This window comes from Leclercia sp. LSNIH1 (assembly GCF_002902985.1).
Taxonomy (GTDB): Bacteria; Pseudomonadota; Gammaproteobacteria; order Enterobacterales; family Enterobacteriaceae; genus Enterobacter.
Genome location: NZ_CP026167.1, coordinates 1832159 through 1852508, shown reverse-complemented (window position 1 = coordinate 1852508; position 20350 = coordinate 1832159). Strand labels below are relative to the sequence as shown.

Annotated in this window: 19 protein-coding genes; 2 read left to right on the top strand and 17 right to left on the bottom strand. The window is 55.2% G+C overall.

What is annotated here, in order from left to right:
• Nucleotides 1–32: 32 nt before the first annotated feature.
• Genes nlpE through C2U54_RS09195 form a run of 3 tightly spaced genes read right to left on the bottom strand, consistent with a single transcriptional unit; the run spans nt 33 to nt 1730 of the window.
• Nucleotides 33–731, bottom strand: coding sequence for an envelope stress response activation lipoprotein NlpE (nlpE, locus tag C2U54_RS09205; protein WP_103178354.1), 699 nt, complete (start codon nt 729–731; stop codon nt 33–35).
• A gap of 34 nt (nt 732–765) precedes the next feature.
• Complete coding sequence (gene arfB / locus C2U54_RS09200) at nt 766–1188, bottom strand: alternative ribosome rescue aminoacyl-tRNA hydrolase ArfB (RefSeq protein ID WP_103178353.1); 423 nt, start codon at nt 1186–1188, stop codon at nt 766–768.
• Entirely contained in the window at nt 1185–1730 is a 546-nt protein-coding gene (locus C2U54_RS09195) for a YaeQ family protein (protein ID WP_103178352.1), read from the bottom strand. The genes arfB and C2U54_RS09195 overlap by 4 nt, the downstream gene beginning before the upstream one ends.
• A gap of 198 nt (nt 1731–1928) precedes the next feature.
• Here C2U54_RS09195 and C2U54_RS09190 point away from each other — a divergent pair, with 198 nt between their 5' ends.
• Together C2U54_RS09190 and rof are read left to right on the top strand one after the other, a co-directional pair.
• On the top strand, nt 1929–2129 hold the full coding sequence (locus C2U54_RS09190; protein WP_103178351.1) for a YaeP family protein: 201 nt from the start codon (nt 1929–1931) through the stop codon (nt 2127–2129).
• The gene (rof, locus tag C2U54_RS09185) at nt 2116–2376 is read left to right on the top strand and encodes a Rho-binding antiterminator (protein WP_103178350.1); all 261 of its coding nucleotides are present in this window, start codon (nt 2116–2118) and stop codon (nt 2374–2376) included. Before C2U54_RS09190 ends, rof begins: the two co-directional genes overlap by 14 nt.
• Before the next feature lie 28 nt (nt 2377–2404).
• On the opposite strand, the gene tilS is transcribed toward rof, so the two are convergent.
• From tilS to cdsA, 14 genes are all read right to left on the bottom strand, one after another.
• Nucleotides 2405–3697 (bottom strand): tRNA lysidine(34) synthetase TilS, encoded by a 1293-nt coding sequence (gene tilS / locus C2U54_RS09180; protein WP_103178349.1) that lies wholly within the window; start codon nt 3695–3697, stop codon nt 2405–2407.
• Between the two features lie 62 nt (nt 3698–3759).
• Nucleotides 3760–4149, bottom strand: coding sequence for a VOC family protein (locus C2U54_RS09175; protein WP_103178348.1), 390 nt, complete (start codon nt 4147–4149; stop codon nt 3760–3762).
• A 59-nt stretch (nt 4150–4208) separates the two neighbouring features.
• Entirely contained in the window at nt 4209–6347 is a 2139-nt protein-coding gene (locus C2U54_RS09170; RefSeq protein WP_103178347.1) for a lysine decarboxylase LdcC, read from the bottom strand.
• A 100-nt stretch (nt 6348–6447) separates the two neighbouring features.
• The gene (accA, locus tag C2U54_RS09165) at nt 6448–7407 is read right to left on the bottom strand and encodes an acetyl-CoA carboxylase carboxyl transferase subunit alpha (RefSeq protein ID WP_103178346.1); all 960 of its coding nucleotides are present in this window, start codon (nt 7405–7407) and stop codon (nt 6448–6450) included.
• Nucleotides 7408–7419: 12 nt separating this feature from the next.
• Nucleotides 7420–10902 (bottom strand): DNA polymerase III subunit alpha, encoded by a 3483-nt coding sequence (gene dnaE / locus C2U54_RS09160; protein WP_103178345.1) that lies wholly within the window; start codon nt 10900–10902, stop codon nt 7420–7422.
• A 34-nt stretch (nt 10903–10936) separates the two neighbouring features.
• Nucleotides 10937–11533: a ribonuclease HII gene (gene rnhB / locus C2U54_RS09155; protein ID WP_103178344.1), complete on the bottom strand. Its 597-nt coding sequence runs from the start codon at nt 11531–11533 to the stop codon at nt 10937–10939.
• Complete coding sequence (lpxB, locus tag C2U54_RS09150; protein ID WP_103178343.1) at nt 11530–12678, bottom strand: lipid-A-disaccharide synthase; 1149 nt, start codon at nt 12676–12678, stop codon at nt 11530–11532. The genes rnhB and lpxB overlap by 4 nt, the downstream gene beginning before the upstream one ends.
• On the bottom strand, nt 12678–13466 hold the full coding sequence (lpxA, locus tag C2U54_RS09145) for an acyl-ACP--UDP-N-acetylglucosamine O-acyltransferase (RefSeq protein WP_103178342.1): 789 nt from the start codon (nt 13464–13466) through the stop codon (nt 12678–12680). The genes lpxB and lpxA overlap by 1 nt, the downstream gene beginning before the upstream one ends.
• A 3-nt stretch (nt 13467–13469) precedes the next feature.
• Nucleotides 13470–13925: a 3-hydroxyacyl-ACP dehydratase FabZ gene (gene fabZ / locus C2U54_RS09140; protein WP_007373234.1), complete on the bottom strand. Its 456-nt coding sequence runs from the start codon at nt 13923–13925 to the stop codon at nt 13470–13472.
• A gap of 102 nt (nt 13926–14027) precedes the next feature.
• Entirely contained in the window at nt 14028–15053 is a 1026-nt protein-coding gene (gene lpxD, locus C2U54_RS09135) for a UDP-3-O-(3-hydroxymyristoyl)glucosamine N-acyltransferase (RefSeq protein ID WP_103178341.1), read from the bottom strand.
• Between the two features lie 3 nt (nt 15054–15056).
• Nucleotides 15057–15551 carry a molecular chaperone Skp gene (gene skp, locus C2U54_RS09130; RefSeq protein WP_103178340.1) on the bottom strand — a complete coding sequence of 165 codons (495 nt, stop codon included), beginning with the start codon at nt 15549–15551 and terminating at the stop codon, nt 15057–15059.
• 118 nt (nt 15552–15669) lie between these two features.
• A complete protein-coding gene (gene bamA / locus C2U54_RS09125; RefSeq protein WP_103178339.1) occupies nt 15670–18087 on the bottom strand; it encodes an outer membrane protein assembly factor BamA in 2418 nt (805 codons plus the stop codon).
• Between the two features lie 29 nt (nt 18088–18116).
• Nucleotides 18117–19469 carry a sigma E protease regulator RseP gene (rseP, locus tag C2U54_RS09120; protein ID WP_103178338.1) on the bottom strand — a complete coding sequence of 451 codons (1353 nt, stop codon included), beginning with the start codon at nt 19467–19469 and terminating at the stop codon, nt 18117–18119.
• A gap of 11 nt (nt 19470–19480) precedes the next feature.
• Nucleotides 19481–20338, bottom strand: coding sequence for a phosphatidate cytidylyltransferase (gene cdsA, locus C2U54_RS09115; RefSeq protein ID WP_103178337.1), 858 nt, complete (start codon nt 20336–20338; stop codon nt 19481–19483).
• Nucleotides 20339–20350: the final 12 nt, after the last annotated feature.

Sequence of the window (20350 nt, the reverse complement as noted above, 5' to 3'; positions counted from 1 at the left end):
ATTGGGCCGGCAACCCCCTCCGGCCCAGCTTCTCAACGAGACTGACAATCTTTGCCAGCCTGGAAGGCTGCATCTTTATCGACTATCAGCGTTTTAACGCTTTGACCACTGTCCGGGTTGGCCTCAAGAGTAAAATGCCCGTTCACGGTGAGCAGCACCGGTTTAGTATCATTTCCGCGCGCCGCCGCGTAATCCCGCTCCAGCTGCGCGTTATTCGCTACGCTCACCTTTTTGCCGGTGGCACAGTCGGTGAAGCTCGCCGCATCAGCCATATAGAAATACATGCCGCGCATCGCCATTGGCGTTGATGGCAGGGCAGCATTAACGGGCGCCAGGGTGTAGTTAAACTGCGACTCGATCGGATTTCCTTCCCGATCGAGCATCTCCAGCCCTTCGCCTTTCGCCCGGAAATAGTGCTTTTCGCCCTGCGTGTCCGTCAGTACCAGCTTATCCGCTGTTCGCGCCCAACTGCCGTAGCTGGCGAAAGAGGAAGGTGCCTTTGTCCCCTGATAATGTTGGTTCATTACCCAGGTGCCATCTTTTTCCAGAAACAGTGAGGTTTCGATACCTTCGCAGTCGGCGCAGGGTAAAACGCCCCGCCAGCTCTGCTGCATCGGTTTTAGCGCCTCTTCATGGGCTGGCTCCAGCGCCTGCACCTCTGCCCGGTTATGACATCCCATCAGGATGGCCAGCGCGCCTGCAGCCACCACTGAAAATATTGCTGTTTTCACATCAGATTCCTTTTCTCAACCCGCCTGCTCCCCGTTAATCCTGGGGGCCTCGAACTTTGCCACGCAGTGCTTTGACGGTCGATTTTTGTGATTTAGAAGCCAGACGGCGCTCTTTCGATGCGCGTGTCGGGCGGGTTGCCCGCCGGCTTTTTTGCACTGCCGTTAACTCTTGTATTACCGCCACCAGCCGGGCAAGCGCGGCTTCCCGGTTCATCTCCTGGCTGCGGTACTCCTGCGCCTTGATAATAATGATGCCGTCAGAGGTGATCAGATGATGGCTGGCGGCGAGCAGGCGCTCTTTATAATACTCTGGCAAGCTGGATGCCCGAATGTCAAAGCGCAGATGAATAGCCGTTGAGGTTTTGTTCACATGCTGGCCCCCTGCTCCCTGGGCGCGGATCGCGGTGATCTCCACTTCATGATCGGGCAGGGCGACGGTTCGGGAGACTACGATCATGAACGGGACTGCCAGGCTTCCGGATGAATTTCCAGATTATTCTCAGCATCCGACAGCCAGATGGCGCCATCCTGAATGGTTGCCTGCAGAATCATGGTTCGACCGGCAAATGCGCTCAGCTTAGCCAGTTGATCATCATCCAGATACCAGACAGACAGGTTGGCAAACTGGGCGCACTTATTCTTGTTCTGCTGCCACCAGATCTCCGCTGCGCGGCTGTTGTAGGTAAAGAGCGCCACTTCAGCAGATTGCGTGCAGGCTTTCTTGATGCGACGCTCATCCGGCAGGCCCAGCTCAATCCAGAGATCGATACCCAGATGATCGTTGAGCAGCCAGGCTTCCGGCTCGTCTTCCGCGCTTAACCCGCGGGTAAATTGCAGGCGCTCATTGGCGTACTTAATCCACGCCAGCAGGCGCAGCATCATGCGCTCTTGCGTTTCGGAGGGATGACGCGCCAGCGTCAAGGTCGCATCCAGAAACTGATTGCGGTCTAAATCCGCCACATTGACCGCGGCTTTGTAAATTGTCGCTTTAAGCGCCATGAGAGAACTCCTTTCGAATCAGGTGCGCATTGTAGCGAAATCTCCGCCAAAAGGCTGTTACAGGCTTGAGAATGTCTGCGACATCAACCTGCTGATATTGCTTAAATGAGTATGGTATAGTCACCTTGCTAAACCGAGTTTATCTTCGTAGGCTTAATGGTATCTCACAGTAAAGTCAGTGCGCTGGCAGGAGGGGATGTGGATAATTATTGTGAGCTAATTCGCAAACGGTATGCGGAGATTGCCAGCGGCGATCTGGGGTATATCCCCGATGCGTTGGGCTGTGTATTGAAAGTTCTGAATGAAATGGCGTCGGATGACACGCTTTCAGAATCGGTCAGAGAAAAAGCAGCATATGCTGCTGCGAATTTACTGGTGAGCGATTATGTCAATGAATGATACCTATCAACCTATTAACTGCGATGATTACGACAATCTCGAACTCGCCTGCCAGCATCACCTGCTTCTTACGCTGGCGTTAAAAGATGGCGAAGTGCTGAAGGCCAGGGCGAACGATCTGGTTTCCCGTAAGAACGTGGAGTATCTGGTTGTGGAAGAAGGCGGCGCAACGCGCGAACTGCGTCTCGATAAAATAGCCAGCTTCAGTCATCCCGAAATCGGCACCGTTGTGGTGAGCGAGTCCTGATCCCGTGTAACGGGCAGCCTGCTGCCCGTTACGTTTTCCACTCCAGCTCTACGCCCCGCTCCGCTTCAGCCGCCCCTTCATGCGTTATAAACACCCCCGCCGCTGCCACCAACGTTTCTCCGTAAAATAGAAGCGGCGTGCTGTCCCGATGCCAGGGGGCAACGTTAAGTTCCTGCCAGATTTTTTTGATCTTGCGTCCGCCGTTTCGCCCGACAATGTGCAGCGTACCGCTGGCGCGAAAGCGCACCGTCACGGGCTCATCTGCCCGCGGCAGTCGAAGAGCGCCCCCCGTCTTGAGATGAAGCGTACCCAGCCCTTCCGGCAGAGAGAGGGGCCGCTCCAGCAACGGCCAGTCGATAACCCGATCGGCCAGCGAGGCGTGGACTTTCACCCACCACAGCTGACCGCGAAAGCGACGAATTTCACCTTCGCCGGAACGCAGCCGCGGTGCCGCGTCTTCCCGGGCCAGCACCACCTCATCCCAGATGCGATTAAGCATGTCGCGTGACGGCATTAACGCCCCGTGCAGCGCCAGCCATCGGCGCAGCAACGCGGCCCGGCGTACCGCACTCATCGCCTGCAGCGGCGCGATAGCCAGCGCCCCGTCTGGGGAGACTAATGTTGAAAGCTCGTCTGCCAGCAGTTCATCCAGCAGGTGCTCCTGCTCCGCGCACAGCGTGGCGCTGCGGGAGGTGGCCTGAGCAAAATGCGGCCAACGCTCTGCCAGCAGCGGCAGGACGCGCAGACGCAAAAAATTGCGGTCATAGCTGTCGTCCTGGTTGCTTTCATCCTCAATCCAGCGCAGATCCCAACGCTGCGCCCAGGCCAGCAGCGAGTCTCGCGTTTCACCAATGAGGGGACGAATTTGTTCGGTACCGGCAAAACGCGCCCGCGCGGGCATGGCCGACAGCCCCGCCGGGCCACTGCCGCGCTTTAGCGCCAGCAGAAAAGTTTCACACTGATCGTCCAGATGTTGCGCCGTGACCAGCGCTTCATCCGGCAACAGGGCCTCACGAAAGGCGGCATAACGCGCTTTACGCGCCTGCGCCTCCAGCCCCAGCCCCTCCTCCGCCAGCGTTACCCGCGCCACGATCAGCGGGATATTCCACTGCTGGCACAGGTGCTGGCAATGGGCGACCCAGCTGTCGGCGTGGGGGCTCAGGCCATGGTGAATATGGATAGCGCGCAGCTCAAGGTCCGGCTCCTGTTCCCGCCACAGCATTAGCTGATGCAGCAATACCGTGGAATCCAGGCCACCGCTAAAGCCCACCAGCAGTCGGCGGTACGGGTGAAGAGCTTGCTGAAGGTCGGCTGTGGTCATCGTCGTCATTTATCCAGAAAGGTGCCCGGCACGTTACCGGGCATTCCCTGGCGAGGCAAGCGTTACTGCTGGTAGAGCTCCAGCGGCAGGCCATCAGGATCGTTGAAAAAGGTGAAGCGCTTTCCGGTGAAGGGATCGATACGGATGGCTTCGCACTTAACACCGTGGGATTCAAGATGCTCTACCGCCTGGTCAATGTCATCCACACTGAACGCCAGATGACGTAAACCGCAGGCTTCGGGCCGGGACGGACGCGCCGGCGGGAAGGGGAACGAAAAGAGCTCAATGACATACTGACCATTCAGCGCCAGGTCGCCTTTCCAAGAATCACGCTCTTCGCGGTAAAACTCACTTTGCAGGGTAAATCCCAGCGTATCGCAGTAAAACGCCTTACTGGCGGCATAGTCGGTGGCAATGATTGCAATGTGATGAACCTGCTTTAAACCCAGCATAGCCTCTCCTTATTGGTGTGCCTGAACGTTATATCCGAACCCCCTTGCCGTGCAAGGGGTCATGACGCTTTTAAGACCCGTACCCGGTAGATGCCGTTTTCATCCCGTTTGGCACCGTGGATGTCGGTTTCAAAGCCGGGATAGTGGCGGCCAATCGAGCAGAGCATTAACAGGAAATCGAGAACCGCCCTGCTCTTCTCGGTGATCATCTCACCGGGCATAAGCAGCGGCACACCAGGAGGATAAGGGAGGATCATATTGGCCGACACCCGGCCAACCAGATCCTCCAGATCGACCGTCTCTACCTCCCCCTTCACCTGACGCTGCCAGGCGTGATGCGGGGTGAGCTTCATTTCTGGCAGGACATCAAACGCCTGCAGCATCAGTCGCGGCAAGTCGTGCTGACGAATGAGCTTGTGAATGCCTTTAGCCAGATCCTGAATACGCATGTTGCGGTAGAAGTCGGGATCTTCGGCATAGAGATCCGGCAGCATGTTCTTGACCCGCAAATTCAGATCGTAGGCGCGCTTAAACTCCATCAATCCGCGCAGCAAACCCATCGCCCGGGTTTTGTCGATACCGATACTGAACAGGAAAAGCAGATTGTACGGCCCGGTTTTTTCGACCACCACGCCGCGCTCGTCGAGGAATTTCGCTACCAGCGCCGCCGGGATCCCCTCTTCACTCATCACTCCCTGCTCGTCCATACCTGGCGTCAGAATGGTGACTTTGACCGGATCGAGGAACATATGATCCTCATCGGCATCGCGGAAACCATGCCAGCTCTCGCCCGGCGCCACCGGCCAGCATTCAGCTTCGTCAATGTCGTCCGGCTGCCAGATATCGAAGAACCAGCCGTCGGCTTCATCTTTAAGGCGCTGAACCTCTTTGCGGAAGTGCAGGGCGCGCTCAACGGAGCGGTTGATCAGGCGCTTACCGGGATTACCACGCAGCATCGCTGCCGCAGTTTCAATGGAGGCCACCAGCGGATAGCTGGGCGAGGTGGTGGTGTGCATCATAAAGGCTTCGTTGAAGGTATCTTCATCGTACTCGCCCTTAATGTGAATCAGCGAAGCCTGAGAAAACGCAGCCAGCATTTTGTGCGTGGACTGGGTTTCGAAGAACACTTTACCCGGCAGGCGTTCACCGCTCATCCCGCTCTTTCCGGCATAGATGGGATGGAAATTGGTATAGGGGACCCAGGCAGAATCAAAATGGATGGAGGGCACATCGAGGGTCTGTTTCACCCAGTTGGTGTTGTACAGCAGGCCGTCGTAGGTGGAGTTGGTGATCACCGCGTGAACCGGCCAGCTTGCGCCCGGCACGGCTGCCACTTTGCGCTCTATTGCCGCATGAGAAAATTCCCGGCGCGGGATCCCGCCCAGAATGCCCAGCGCGTTGCGGGTCGGCGACAGCCAGAGCGGCACTACGTCACTCATCATCAGCAGGTGCGCCAGAGATTTATGGCAGTTGCGGTCGATCAGTAAAGTGCTGCCGCCCGGCGCGGCGTACATGCCAACGATCTTGTTCGACGTCGAGGTACCGTTGGTCACCATATAGCTCTGCTCGGCACCAAATGTACGGGCGATATACTCTTCAGCTTCGAGATGCGGGCCGGTATGATCCAGCAGCGATCCCAGCTCCGTCACCGAGATCGACACATCCGCCTTCAGGGTGTTCCCGCCAAAGAAGTCATAGAACAGACAGCCCACCGGGCTTTTCTGATACGCGGTTCCCGCCATATGACCGGGGGTACAGAAGGTGTACTTCCCCTCTTTTACGTAGGTGAAAAGGGCGCGGGTAAACGGCGGGGTTATGGTATCGAGGTACTCGCCGGTATATTGCTGAATGCGGGTAGCGATATCCTCGGCCACCCCCAGCGAGTACTCGAAGAACCACAGCGCCATGCGCATATCCTGGGCGCTGATATCCATCGTGGAGTGGGTATTGATAAAGGCGTAGAGCGGCAGGTATTCATTGAGTTGGTTGATGTCGCCGCACAACTCCATATCGTACTCGTCCCAGTCGAAGATGACGCCGCAGATACGGGGGTTATGTTCAATAAACTTCAGTAGATCGGCGCTGTTCTGCGGCCAGATTAGTTGAAACCCGCGCGATGCCAGCGCCTGCTCCAGCTCCTTGATGGGTTCGTCTTTATAAAAGACGCCGTGCGGCCCCATAATGGCAATGATGTTCACGGTTTACCTCCTTAAAAAACATTAGCTAAGCATAGTTGAGGTAAACCATGGACATAAAAAAAGCCGCAACAGGGTGCGGCTTTTAAGATTATTGCGTAGCTTATGCGTAGCCGTAGCTCATCAGACGCTGGTAACGGCGGTTCAGCAGATCTTCTTTGCTCAGCACGTCGAGGTCTGCGAGATCAGCCAGCAGCTGCGCCTTCAGGGAGGCGGCCATCACTTCTGGCTTACGATGCGCGCCACCCAGCGGTTCCGGGATAACGGTATCGATCAGCTTCAGCTCTTTCAGGCGAGGAGCGATAATGCCCATCGCTTCCGCAGCCATCGGGGCTTTATCGGCGCTTTTCCACAGAATGGAGGCACACCCTTCCGGGGAGATAACGGAATAGGTGCTGTACTGCAGCATATTCACTTTATCGCCCACACCAATGGCCAGCGCGCCACCGGAACCACCTTCACCGATAACGGTGCAGATAACCGGCACGCTTAAACGTGACATTTCACGCAGGTTACGGGCAATCGCTTCAGACTGACCGCGCTCTTCCGCGCCGACACCAGGATAGGCTCCCGGGGTGTCGATGAAGGTGATGATCGGCATGTTAAAACGCTCGGCCATCTCCATCAGACGCAGGGCTTTACGATAACCTTCTGGTGCTGGCATCCCGAAATTGCGGCGAATTTTTTCTTTGGTTTCGCGCCCCTTCTGGTGGCCAATAATCATCACCGGACGGCCGTCGAGACGCGCAATCCCACCAACGATAGCTTTATCGTCAGCGTATGCGCGGTCACCAGCCAGTTCGTCGAATTCATCAAACGCCAGGCGGACATAATCCAGGGTGTACGGACGCTGAGGATGGCGAGCCAGTTGAGCAACCTGCCATGCGCCGAGATCGGCAAAGATTTTACGCGTCAGTTCTACGCTTTTTTCACGCAGACGATGCACTTCTTCGTCGATGTTAATATCCAGTTTTTCATCCTGACGGCCCACGGCAGTCAGAGAATCGATTTTCGCTTCCAGCTCTGCAATCGGCTGTTCGAAATCAAGGAAATTCAGACTCATAGTATTCCTGTATTAGTCAAACTCCAGTTCCACCTGCTCCGAACCAATGAGGCCACGTAGATCGTTCAGTAAACGATCGCTCGGAGAGACACGCCACGACGCACCAAAGCGCAACCGTGCACGCGCATCCGCCCTCTGATAGTAGAGATGTACTGGAATGGTCCCCGAGCGGTGGGGTTCCAGAGACTGACGGAGTCGGTTTAAAAGCTGGTCATCAATTTGCCTGTCCGTCAGCGAGATAGCAAGCCCGCGAGCATATTTTTCCCGGGCTTCGTCAATGTCCATCACTTCGCGGGCGGTCATTTTAAGTCCCCCGCTGAAGTCATCAAAGCTGACCTGTCCGCTGACGATAAGTATGCGGTCTTTTTCCAGCAGCTGCTGGTATTTATCCAGCGCGTCGGTGAATAACATCACCTCCAGCCGCCCGGAACGGTCATCCAGCGTACAGATGCCGATACGATTGCCGCGTTTGGTGACCATAACCCTCGCAGCAATGACGAGCCCCGCAGCCGTAGTAATCTTACCACGTTCTGTCGGATGCATGTCTTTCAGCCGGTAGCCTCCGACATAGCGCTCAATTTCTTTAATATACTGATTGATCGGATGCCCGGTCAGATACAGGCCTAACGTCTCGCGCTCACCATCCAGCACGGTCTGTTCCGGCCACGGCTGACAGCTGGCATAGGATTGTTCAATCTGCTCCGGCTCTTCTGCCAGCACGCCGAACATATCCGCCTGCCCAATGGCCTCGGCTTTTGAGTGCTGGTCGGCGGCCTTCAGGGCGTCCCCCAGCGAGTTCATCAGCGCCGCGCGATGCGGCCCGAGACGATCGAACGCCCCGGACATAATCAGCTTTTCCAGCACCCGGCGGTTGAGCTTTTTAATATCGGTACGCGCACAGAGGTCAAACAGCTCGCGGAAGTAGCCGCCCTGGTTACGGGCTTCGATGATCGCTTCGATCGGCCCTTCACCCACCCCTTTAATCGCGCCGATGCCGTAGACAATCTCCCCGTCGTCATTGACGTGGAAGTGGTACTGACCGGAGTTGATGTCAGGCGGCAGGATTTTCAGCCCCATGCGCCAGCACTCATCCACCAGACCGACCACCTTCTCGGTGTTGTCCATATCGGCGGTCATTACCGCGGCCATAAACTCGGCCGGGTAGTGCGCCTTCAGCCACAGCGTCTGATAGGAGACCAGCGCGTAGGCGGCGGAGTGTGACTTGTTAAATCCGTATCCGGCAAATTTCTCCACCAGATCGAAGATTTTCATCGCCAGTTCGCCGTCGATGCCGTTTTTCTTCGCCCCATCTTCAAATATAGAGCGCTGCTTGGCCATCTCTTCCGGCTTTTTCTTACCCATTGCTCGACGCAGCATATCCGCGCCGCCGAGGGTGTAGCCGGAGAGCACCTGGGCGATCTGCATGACCTGTTCCTGATACAGGATGATGCCGTAGGTTGGCTCCAGCACCGGCTTCAGGCTTTCATGCTGCCACTGAACATCCGGATAGGAGAGTTCCTCGCGGCCATGCTTACGGTCGATAAAGTTATCTACCATCCCGGACTGCAGCGGCCCCGGACGGAACAGCGCCACCAGCGCGATCATATCTTCGAAGCAGTCAGGCTGCAGACGCTTGATCAAATCTTTCATGCCGCGGGATTCAAGCTGGAAGACCGCCGTGGTCTCCGAGCGTTGCAGCATGTCGAAACTTTTCTTGTCATCGAGCGGGATCGCGGCGATATCAATCGGCTCCAGGCCCTGCTTGGCCCGGCGCGGGTTGATCATCTTCAACGCCCAGTCGATGATGGTGAGCGTACGCAAGCCGAGGAAGTCAAACTTCACCAGCCCGGCGTATTCCACGTCGTTCTTGTCAAACTGGGTGACCGGATGCAGGCCCGATTCATCGCAGTAGAGCGGCGCAAAGTCGGTAATTTTGGTCGGTGCAATGACCACCCCACCGGCGTGTTTACCGGCGTTTCGGGTGACACCTTCCAGCTTGCGCGCCATGTCGATCAGCGCTTTGACCTCTTCATCCGCCTCGTAGATTTCCGGCAGCTGCGGCTCCGCTTCGAACGCTTTCGCCAGGGTCATGCCCGGGTCAGGCGGCACCAGCTTCGAGATGCGGTCAACAAAGCCGTACGGATGCCCCAGTACGCGGCCCACGTCGCGGATAACTGCTTTTGCCGCCATGGTACCGAAGGTAATGATCTGCGATACCGCGTCACGACCGTACATGTCTGCCACGTGTTCAATGACCTGGTCGCGTTTCTCCATACAGAAGTCAACGTCGAAGTCGGGCATGGAGACACGTTCCGGGTTGAGGAAGCGTTCGAACAGCAGGTCAAATTCCAGCGGATCGAGATCGGTAATTTTCAGCGCATAGGCCACCAGCGATCCGGCACCCGAACCACGGCCCGGCCCTACCGGTACGCCGTTGTCTTTCGACCACTGGATAAACTCCATAACGATCAGGAAGTAGCCGGGGAACCCCATCTGGTTAATAACCTGGAGCTCAACGTCCAGACGCTCGTCATACTCCGGGCGCTTCTCGGCGCGAACGGCCGGATCCGGGAACAGAAACTCAAGGCGCTCTTCCAGACCTTCTTTTGATTTCATGACCAGGAAGTCTTCGGTGGTCATGTCGCCGGTCGGGAACTGCGGCAGGAAGTATTCACCCAGACGGACGGTGACGTTACAGCGCTTGGCGATCTCTACGCTGTTCTCCAGCGCTTCCGGGATATCGGAAAACAGCTCGCACATCTCCTCTTCGCTGCGCATATATTGCTGCGGCGAATAGTTGCGGGGGCGTTTCGGATCGTCGAGGGTAAAACCATCGTGGATAGCGACGCGAATTTCATGGGCGTCAAAATCGTCGGCGTTGATGAAGCGCACATCGTTGGTGGCAACTACCGGCAGGCCCTGCTCTTCCGCCAGCGCCACCGCGGCATGCAGATAGCTCTCTTCATCAGGGCGACCGGTACGGATCAGCTCCAGGTAGAAGCGATCCGGGAAATACTCTTTATAAAAATCGACGCACTGCTCCACCAGGGCAGTGTTGCCGCGCAGCAGGCATCGGCCTACGTCGCCCATGCGCCCGCCGGAGATGAGCAGCAGCCCCTCATTCAGCTCCGCCAGCCACGCGCGATCGATCCACGGGCCCTGCGGGCCGTAGCCGCGCTGATAGGCACGGGAGATGAGCAGCGTCAGGTTCTGATAGCCGGTATTGTTCAGCGCCAGGACGGTAATTTGCGTCATTTCATCGGCGAGAAGCTCGCTCTGTACATGAAAATCAGCCCCAATTACCGGCTTCATTCCGGCACCGTGCGCCGTTCCGTAGAACTTCACCAGACCGCACAGGTTAGTGAAGTCGGTGATCGCCAGCGCAGGCATGCCAAGCGAGGCCGCCTTTTTCACCAGCGGCCCGGTCTTCGCCAGCCCATCAATCATGGAATAGTCGCTGTGCACCCGCAGGTGTACGAAACGTGGTTCAGCCATCTTCAGATTCCGCGTTACTTATTGGCGTCTTGATTCAGGACATCAGTCCCAGTGCGCGTTTTACCGGTCCAAAACTGCGGCGGTGGTGCTCAGTTGCGCCGTGTTCAGCCAGTCTTTCCAGATGGAAAGCGGTAGGATACCCCTTATGCTGGGCAAAACCATACTGGGGAAATGTGAGATCCAGCGCGGCCATTTCAGCATCGCGCGTGACTTTAGCCACGATCGAGGCGGCACTAATTTCCGCCACCCGGCTGTCGCCCTTTACCACCGCCAGCGACGGCATGGGCAGCGCCGGGCAACGATTACCGTCGATCAGCACATACTCCGGCACCACGCTCAGCCCGGCGACGGCACGCTGCATCGCCAGCATGGTGGCATGCAGAATATTCAGTTCGTCGATCTCATGCGGTTCCGCCCGCCCGACACTCCAGGCCAGCGCTTTCTCTTTAATTTCATCGTATAAGGCCAGGCGGCGCTTCTCGGATAATTTCTTCGAGTCATTCAGACCGATAATCGGACGAGCAGGATCGAGGATCACTGCGGCAGTCACCACTGCGCCCACCAGCGGCCCACGCCCTACTTCATCCACTCCCGCCACCAGATGGGCGTGAGGGTAAACAAATTCCATCATTTCGCTAACTCCAGCACCGCGTCAGCTGCCTGCTCGTCGGCATTACAGCGGATTTGCTGATGCAGTTCCCGGAATGTGTCATGCATTTCATGGCTGGTTTTGCCGTTAGCCAGCAGCGGCAGCAACGCAGCGGCTAATGCCTGCGGCTGGCACTCATCCTGCAGCAACTCTTTCACCAGCTCACGTCGGGCAAGCAGGTTCGGCAGGGAGACGTAATCCGTCTTCACCAGCCGTTTTGCCAGCCAGAAGGTAAACGGCTTCATACGATAACCCACGACCATCGGGCATTTTGCCAGCATGCACTCCAGCGCAGCGGTACCCGATGCCAGCAACGCGGCATCGCTGGCCACCATCGCCTCACGCCCTTTGCCATCTAACAGATGGACATGCAGATCGGGGGCGACTTCCGCTTTAATACGCTCGAACTGCTCCCGGCGTTTGGCATTCACCAGCGGCACGACCACTTCCAGGTCAGGGTAAGTCTGACGCAGGATTTGCGCGGTTTTCAGAAAATCAGCGCTGAGCATTTCGACTTCTGCGCCGCGGCTCCCTGGCAACAGCGCCAGGCAGTGGGCATCATGTGAAATACCCAGCAGGTCACGTGCACCATTTTTATCGGGATCCAGCGGCATGGCGTCGGCCATGGTATGGCCGATAAAGCGGCACGGCACGTTGAATTTATCGTAAAACGCTTTTTCGAAAGGCAGGAAGGCCAATACCAGATTCGTCGATCTGCCTATTTTGAAAACGCGTTTCTGTCGCCACGCCCAGACGGACGGACTGACATAATGGATGGTTTTGATCCCCTGTTTTTTCAGATTACCTTCAAGGGTAATGTTGAAGTCAGGCGCATCAATACCCACGAACACATCGGGCTTAAGTTCGGTAAAACGACGCGTCAGATCGGCGCGGATGTGCAGCAACCGGCGCAGGCGACCCAGTACCTCGACGATGCCCATCACCGCCAGCTCTTCCATTTCGTACCAGGCTTCGCAGCCTTCAGCCTGCATCAATGGGCCAGCAACGCCGACAAAGCGCGCGTTGGGAACGCGCGCTTTGAGCGCTCGAATCAGACCAGCACCAAGAATATCGCCGGAGGTTTCTCCGGCGACGAGGGCGATCGTAAGCGGACGACTATCGACCATTAACGAATCAGACCACGGGTTGAGCGTGCGAAGAACTCCACAAACGCGTTCACCTCAGGATGCTGCTTCGCCAGTTCGGCAATTTCCGGCTTAGCCTCTTCCAGCGTTTTACCGTTACGGTACAACTGCTTGTAAGCGTTGCGGATAGCCATAATCGCTTCACGGCTAAAACCGCGACGCTTAAGGCCTTCGATGTTGACGCCAAACGGCGTCGCATGGTTACCCTGTGCAATCACATATGGCGGAACGTCCTGCGCCACGCCGGAGCAGCCGCCAACCATCACATGCGCACCAATGATGCAGAACTGATGGACAGCGGTCATGCCGCCAATGATTGCATAATCATCAACTGATACGTGTCCCGCCAGCGTTGCGTTGTTGGCGAGAATGCAGCGGTCACCCACGGTACAGTCATGCGCGATATGCGCGTTGACCATAAACAGGTTATCGCTGCCCACCTTCGTCAACTCACCGCCCTGTACTGTGCCACGATGAATGGTGACGCTTTCGCGAATGCGGTTACGATCGCCAATTTCCACACGGGTTGGTTCGCCAGCATATTTCAGATCCTGGTTAACTTCACCGATGGAGGCGAACTGATAGATCACGTTGTCGCGGCCAATAGTCGTATGACCATTCACCACGACATGAGATTTCAGTACGGTACCCTCACCAATTTCGACATGGGGTCCAACAATACAGAATGGACCAATGTGGACGTTAGCACCGATAACGGCACCCTCTTCCACAATGGCGGTTGGATGAATAAAGGCGGTTTTATCAATCACGTATCAGGCCTCCCGGCTACGCGCACACATCATGGTAGCTTCGCAAACAACCTTGCCGTCAACCAGAGCTACGCCTTTGAAGCGAGTCAGGCCGCGACGCGTTTTTTCAAAAGTCACTTCCATGATCATCTGATCACCAGGCACGACCGGGCGCTTGAAGCGCGCTTCGTCGATACCTGCGAAGTAATAGAGCTCACCTGGCTCCAGCTTCCCAACGCTTTTAAACGCCAGAATACCGGTAGCCTGAGCCATCGCTTCCAGGATCAATACGCCCGGGAAGATAGGCTTCCCAGGGAAATGCCCCTGGAAGAATGGCTCGTTTACAGAAACATTTTTCACTGCGCGCAGAAAACGACCTTCTTCAAAATCCAGCACACGGTCTACCAGCAAAAACGGATAGCGGTGCGGCAGAAGTTCTAAAATCTCTTCAATATGCAGAGTATGAGTGTCAGTAGTCAAAATACTCTTCCTGTCAAAATATCTGAATGGCAATAATAACACGGCCTGCCGGTTTATAAGAAAGCCGACAGGCCGGGAAGTGTGCGTTAAACGGGTGAACGCTTAGTCTTGTTGATCGATTTTGCGCTCAATGGCCTTGAGGCGCTTGCTCATATCATCAATATTCATCACCAGGGCTGCAGTCTTACGCCACACTTTGTTAGGCTGCAACGGAATGCCTGAAGAGTAGACGCCCGGTTCGGTGATTGGACGCATAACCATGCCCATACCGGTAACCGTAACCTTATCGCATATTTCCATATGCCCGTTAATGACGCTGGCGCCGCCAATCATACAGTAACGGCCAATCTTCAGGCTGCCCGCCATAATAACGCCACCGGCAACGGCAGTATTGTCGCCAATCACAACGTTATGTGCAATCTGGCACTGGTTATCGATGATAACACCATTACCGATGATCGTGTCATCAAGCGCACCACGGTCAATAGTCGTGCATGCACCGATTTCGACGCGATCGCCGATGATCACCCGGCCAAGCTGCGGGATCTTAACCCAGTTACCACGATCGTTGGCGTAACCGAAACCATCCGAACCGATAACAGTACTGGACTGGATCAGGCAGTTTTCGCCAATTTTGATCTCATGATAAACAGAGACATTGGCCCACAGGCGAGAGCCTGCACCAATTTTTGTTTTTTTACCGACGAAGCAACCGGCACCGATGACCACGTTATCGCCCAGCACGACGTCTGATTCGATAACCGCATTTGCACCAATTGATACGTTGTTACCCAGCTGCGCCGTTGGGTCAATCACCGCACTGGGTGCGATGTTTTGCGCCGGCTGCGGCGTGGTATCCAGAATTTGTGCCATACGGGCATACGTCAGGTAGGGGTTCTTCACTACCAGCGCAGCACCTGCGGCAAACGGCAAATCGTCCTGCGTCATGACGACAGCAGACGCCTGGCAAAGCGCCAGATGTTCACGGTACTTAGGGCTTACCATGAAGGTGATATTGCCTGCTTTAGCAGATTGCATGGACGCAACAGCGGTGATGACGATATCGCCATCACCGTGTAATTCTGCATCCAACTGCTGAGCTAAATCAGCGAGTCGAATTGAAGGCATTACTTATTTAACCTGTTTCAGGACATCAGCGGTGATGTCTTTAACATCGCTGCTGTTGAATGCAACGGCGTTGGCATCAACAACCAGATCGATGCTCTGATCGGCAGCTACAGCTTTCACAGCGGACTGGATACGGGTAACCAGCTTGCCGCGCTCCTCGTTAGAACGACGTTGACGATCCTGCTCAAAAGCTTGCGCTTTCTGAGAGAAAGTCTGACGCTGAGCCATTACGTCTTTTTCCAGTTTGCTACGTTCGCTCGCTTTCATGGTAGAACCATCGCGCTGCAGACGCTGCATTTTGGATTGCAGATCGTTTTCCATACCCTGCAGTTCGCTTGCACGGCCTTTGAACTCGCTCTCCAGCTTGGCAGAAACACCTGTTTTCTGCGCAACCTGCTGGAACAAGTTACCCATATTGACGATTGCAATTTTGTCCGCTGCCTGAGCAGAAGTTGCCATCGCTAAACCGAGACCTGCAGCTAATAACCACTTTTTCACAATTAACTCCTTACCATCCCATTGGCACCCGAAGGTACCGTTCTTTGCGTGGCAAGGCGATCCTGCGATCGCCAGTTGTCAGCGCTACACTGCCAACGCATTCCTTTGCGACGGACAATTACCAGGTTTTACCAATGTTAAACTGGAACTGCTCCGCCTTGTCTCCATCATATTTCTTAAACGGCTGGGCGTAAGAGAAGACCAACGGCCCCAGCGGTGACATCCATTGTAGTGCGAGACCCGCAGACATACGAATATTGCTCGGATCGCTGTAGTCCGGAATACCTGCAGCCCTGGTCGCACTGGTATTTTCCCAGTTAGTATCCCATACGGTACCCGCATCCACGAAGAAGGAGGTACGAACGGAGTTGGCATACTTATCGCTGATAAACGGCGTAGGGGTAATAAACTCCAGGCTGGCAACACCCATGGCGTTACCGCCTACTGCATCGTCGGAGCTACATACTTCGCTTGATGAAGACTTATCGCAGTTATCTTCGTCGTTACCGCCGTAGTAGGCTGCTTTCGGACCAATGTTATTGGACTGGAAGCCACGTACGGTACTTGAGCCACCCGCATAGAAGTTTTCATAGAATGGCAGCTCTTTGCCACCTAAACCATCGCCGTAGCCCCAGCGTGTACGACCCAGAACCACCCATTTATGGTCTTCATCGATCGGGAAGTAGGAGGCGGTATCCAGCGTAACCTTGTAGAACTCGTTATCCGAGCCCGGAATGGTCACTTTACCGTTCAGGTTGACGCGCGAACCTTCGGTCGGGAAGAAACCACGGTCGAGGCGGTTGTACGTCCAGCCATAGTTGAAGGTGAAGTCATCTGCGGCAAAACCGTTATCATCATTCGAGGTGCTGGCAGACTGTCCGATAGAGTCCAGATAACGCCACATTGCTACCTGCGGTTGCATGTTCGACAGGTCGTTATGGACGTAACCTAAGCCCGCACGCAGGGTGTTATATTCGTTAACCGGGAAACCGAGCGTACCATCAACGCCGTAGCTTTTGTTGGTATACGAAGACAGGTCCGCATCATCCGCTTTAAAGTCGTTATAGAAGATACGGCCGCCCAGACTCACACCATCCACGGTGAAGTAAGGGTTAGTCACGGAGAGCTCAGAGTAAGTCTGGTAGTCGTTCTTGGTACCGTTGATACCCACGGAGTAGCCCGTACCTAACCAGTTATCCTGCTGTACACCCACCTGGAAGCTAACGCCACTTTCTGTGCCGTAACCGACACCAAAGTTAAAGCTACCGGTGTTACGCTCTTTAACCTTGTAAACGACATCAACCTGATCCGGTTTACCTGGCACACGCTGGGTGTCGGTATCCACCGTTTCGAAGTAACCCAGACGGTTCAAACGCTCTTTACCCTGATCAACCAGGTCGCTGCCCAGCCACGCCCCTTCCATCTGGCGCATTTCGCGGCGCAGGACAGAATCTTTGGAGGTATCGTTACCCTCAAAGCGGATCTTACGCACGTAGAAACGGTTACCCGCATCGACGTTGACGTGCAGCTTAACGGTTTTATCCGCATCGTTGATTTCAGGCTGGGTCTGAACGCGCGGGTAAGCGTAACCATAACGGCCGAGCAGCTTTTTAATGCCATCTTCCATTTTGGTGACTTTGGAACCGCTATAGAGTTCACCCGGCTGCAGTTTGGTCAGGCTCTCAATCTCTGCAGAATGGCCCGCGAGGTTACCGCTTACTTCAACGCCCGAAAGCGTATACTTATCGCCTTCAGTGATGTTAACGGTAATGTAGATGCCTTTCTTGTCCGGAGTCAGACTGACCTGGGTCGAGTCAATGTTGAAACGGGCGTAACCGCGATCCAGGTAGTAACTGCGCAGGGTTTCGAGATCGCCCGCCAGTTTCTGTTTCTGATACTTACGGTCGCCAACAACGTTCCACCACGGCACTTCATCACGCAGCTGGAACGTTGAGATCAGTTCATCGGTGCTGAATGCATGGTTACCAACGATGTTGATCTGCTGAATCTTCGCGGAAACACCTTCCTGGAAGACCAGTTTCAGATCGACACGGTTACGCGGCAGCGGCGTGACAACCGCTTTCACGCTGGCGCTGTATTTACCGACGCTGTAGTAGAAATCTTCCAGCCCTTTCTCAATATCAGAGAGGGTGGTGCGATCCAGGGATTCGCCAACGCGAACGCCAGAGGCCTCAAGGTTCTGCTTGAGCATATCGTCTTTCACCGACTTGTTGCCGGAGAAGGTGATGCTCGCAATTGTCGGGCGCTCTTTCACCTGAACCAGTAGCGTATCACCATCGCGCAAAACGCGAACGTCCTCAAAGTTGCCAGTGGCAAACAGGGCGCGAATGGTATTACTAATGTCTTCATCATTAACCGTGTCGCCTGGGCGCACTGGCATACTGAGGAGGGCCGCACCAACGGCGACTCGCTGAAGGCCTTCGAAATGAATATCTCTCACTACGAACCCGTCAGCACCGTATACGGTCGCGCTGCTAAACAGCAGCGACGCTATGAGCAACTTTTTCATCGCCATCGTTATTATGCGTTCTTCCTAACACTCTCTTACAACCGAGAGAAATCATTGAAAAGTGCAAGCCCCATTAACAGCACCAGTAAAATCGAACCAATGCGATAACTAAAGTCTTGAACTCGCTCGGATACCGGCCCGCCTTTTAGCTTCTCTATCGCTAAAAACAGCAGATGGCCCCCGTCTAAAACGGGAAGTGGGAACAGGTTGATTATCCCGAGGTTCACGCTAATGAGCGCAAGAAACATCAGATAGTAAATCACCCCGAACTCTGCTGACATCCCAGCCCCCTGAGCGATCGAGATCGGCCCACTGAGGTTGTTCAGTTTTACATCACCGGTAATCAATTTCCCCAGCATCTGCACGGTCAGCTTCATCAATTGCCATGTTTTATCCGTGGCTTCAAGGATGGCGCTGAACGGCCCATACTGGCGTATTGTCTTGTACTCATCAGGCAGCGGGATCACTTTAGGCACCACGCCTGCGAACCCTTCAGCCTTTCCGCCGCCCGGCTTGGTATCCGGAATCAACGTTAAGGAGAGCGGACTCCCCTGCCTTTCTATCTCCAGCGCCAGCGGCGTTCCTGGATTATCACGCACCAGAGTAACAAAGGTCATCCATTGCGTTAAAGGCTGACCATCGACTTTAACGATCCTGTCGCCAGCTTGCAAACCTGCTTTACGCGCTGCTGAATCAGCCTGGACTTCAGCCAGTACCGGTTCAATCTGCGCGCTGCGCGGCCGGATACCTAATGCCGCAACAGGATCTTCTTTGTCCGGCTCAAAGGTCCAGTGGCGCAAATCCAGAATTTTATTCTGACGCTGCTCTGAACCGAAAGATGACACGCTGACGGTGGTTCTCTCATCGCCAATTTTGGCGACCAGTTGTAACCGAACGGCATCCCAGTCAGGGGTTTCGATGCCATCAATTGCTTTAAGTTCCATCCCCGGATTAATTTGCGCGCTTGCCGCGATGGAGTTGGGTGTAATTTCACCAACAACCGGACGAACGCCAGGGACACCGATAATAAACACCAGCCAGTAAGCAAAGACGGCAAAGATGAAATTTGCAACCGGACCGGCAGCAATGATAGCGGCGCGCTGACCAACAGTTTTGTTGTTGAACGCGTAGTGGCGCATTTCAGGGGCAACCGACTCTACGCGTTCATCCAGCATCTTGACGTAGCCGCCTAAGGGGATGAGGGCAATAACAAATTCTGTGCCGTGGCGATCGGTACGACGCCAGAGCGCTTTACCAAAGCCAATGGAAAAGCGCTCAACACGCACGCCACAGCGCCGAGCAACCCAGAAATGGCCAAATTCATGCACCGTGATAAGTACACCCAGTGCAACAATGAATGCCGCCAGATTCCAGAGAATGCTAAGCATAAAACCTTCCGTTAAATCGTCCCAAACACCAGCAAAAACAGGCAGGCAAACACGGGTACTGCCGCCGTCAGGCTGTCTATGCGATCCAGGATACCACCGTGCCCTGGAATGAGATTGCCACTGTCTTTGATCCCTGCTTCACGCTTAAACATACTCTCGGTCAAATCACCCAGCACGGAAGCCAGCGCTGCGACAATTGAACAGACCAATAATGTTACCGGTGCGACCTCGAGGTTGGCCCATATGCCGTAACCCCAGGAGATAATCGCCGCCGTAAACAGACCACCGATAAAGCCCTGCCAGGTTTTACCCGGAGAGACTTTCGGGGCCAGCTTATGTTTGCCAAACAGTTTACCAAACATATAGGCGCCAGAGTCAGCCCCCCAGACGAGAATCATGACATAAAGCAGCCATAACGCGCCGCTGTATGGGTTATCGTCATAGTGCCAGGTGCGCAGGGCAAGCATTCCCCAGAAGAAAGGAACGATGGTAAATAGCCCAAAGCAGAGACGCAGCACTTTCGAGTTACGCCACAGCGAGGCCGAGCCCGGATAGAAGAGCACCAGCAGCAACGCTGCCAGCCACCATCCCAGCGAAAGCCAGAGCGAACCTGCAATGATCGGTTGATGGATATTGTGATGGTACTCTGGCAGCATGAAGAGCATCAGCGCCAGCATCAGGCCGCACAGCACCGCCAGCCATACCCGCTGGGAACGCGAAGTAAAGCCGCTAAGCTGTCCCCATTCCCACGCCGCCAGCATGCAAACGACCAGTGTGACAATCGCAAATCCCACCGGAGGCAGTAAAAACAGCGCCGCGATGACAACAGGTATTAAAACAAACGCAGAAATCAGGCGATACTTCAGCAAAAGCTACCCCCA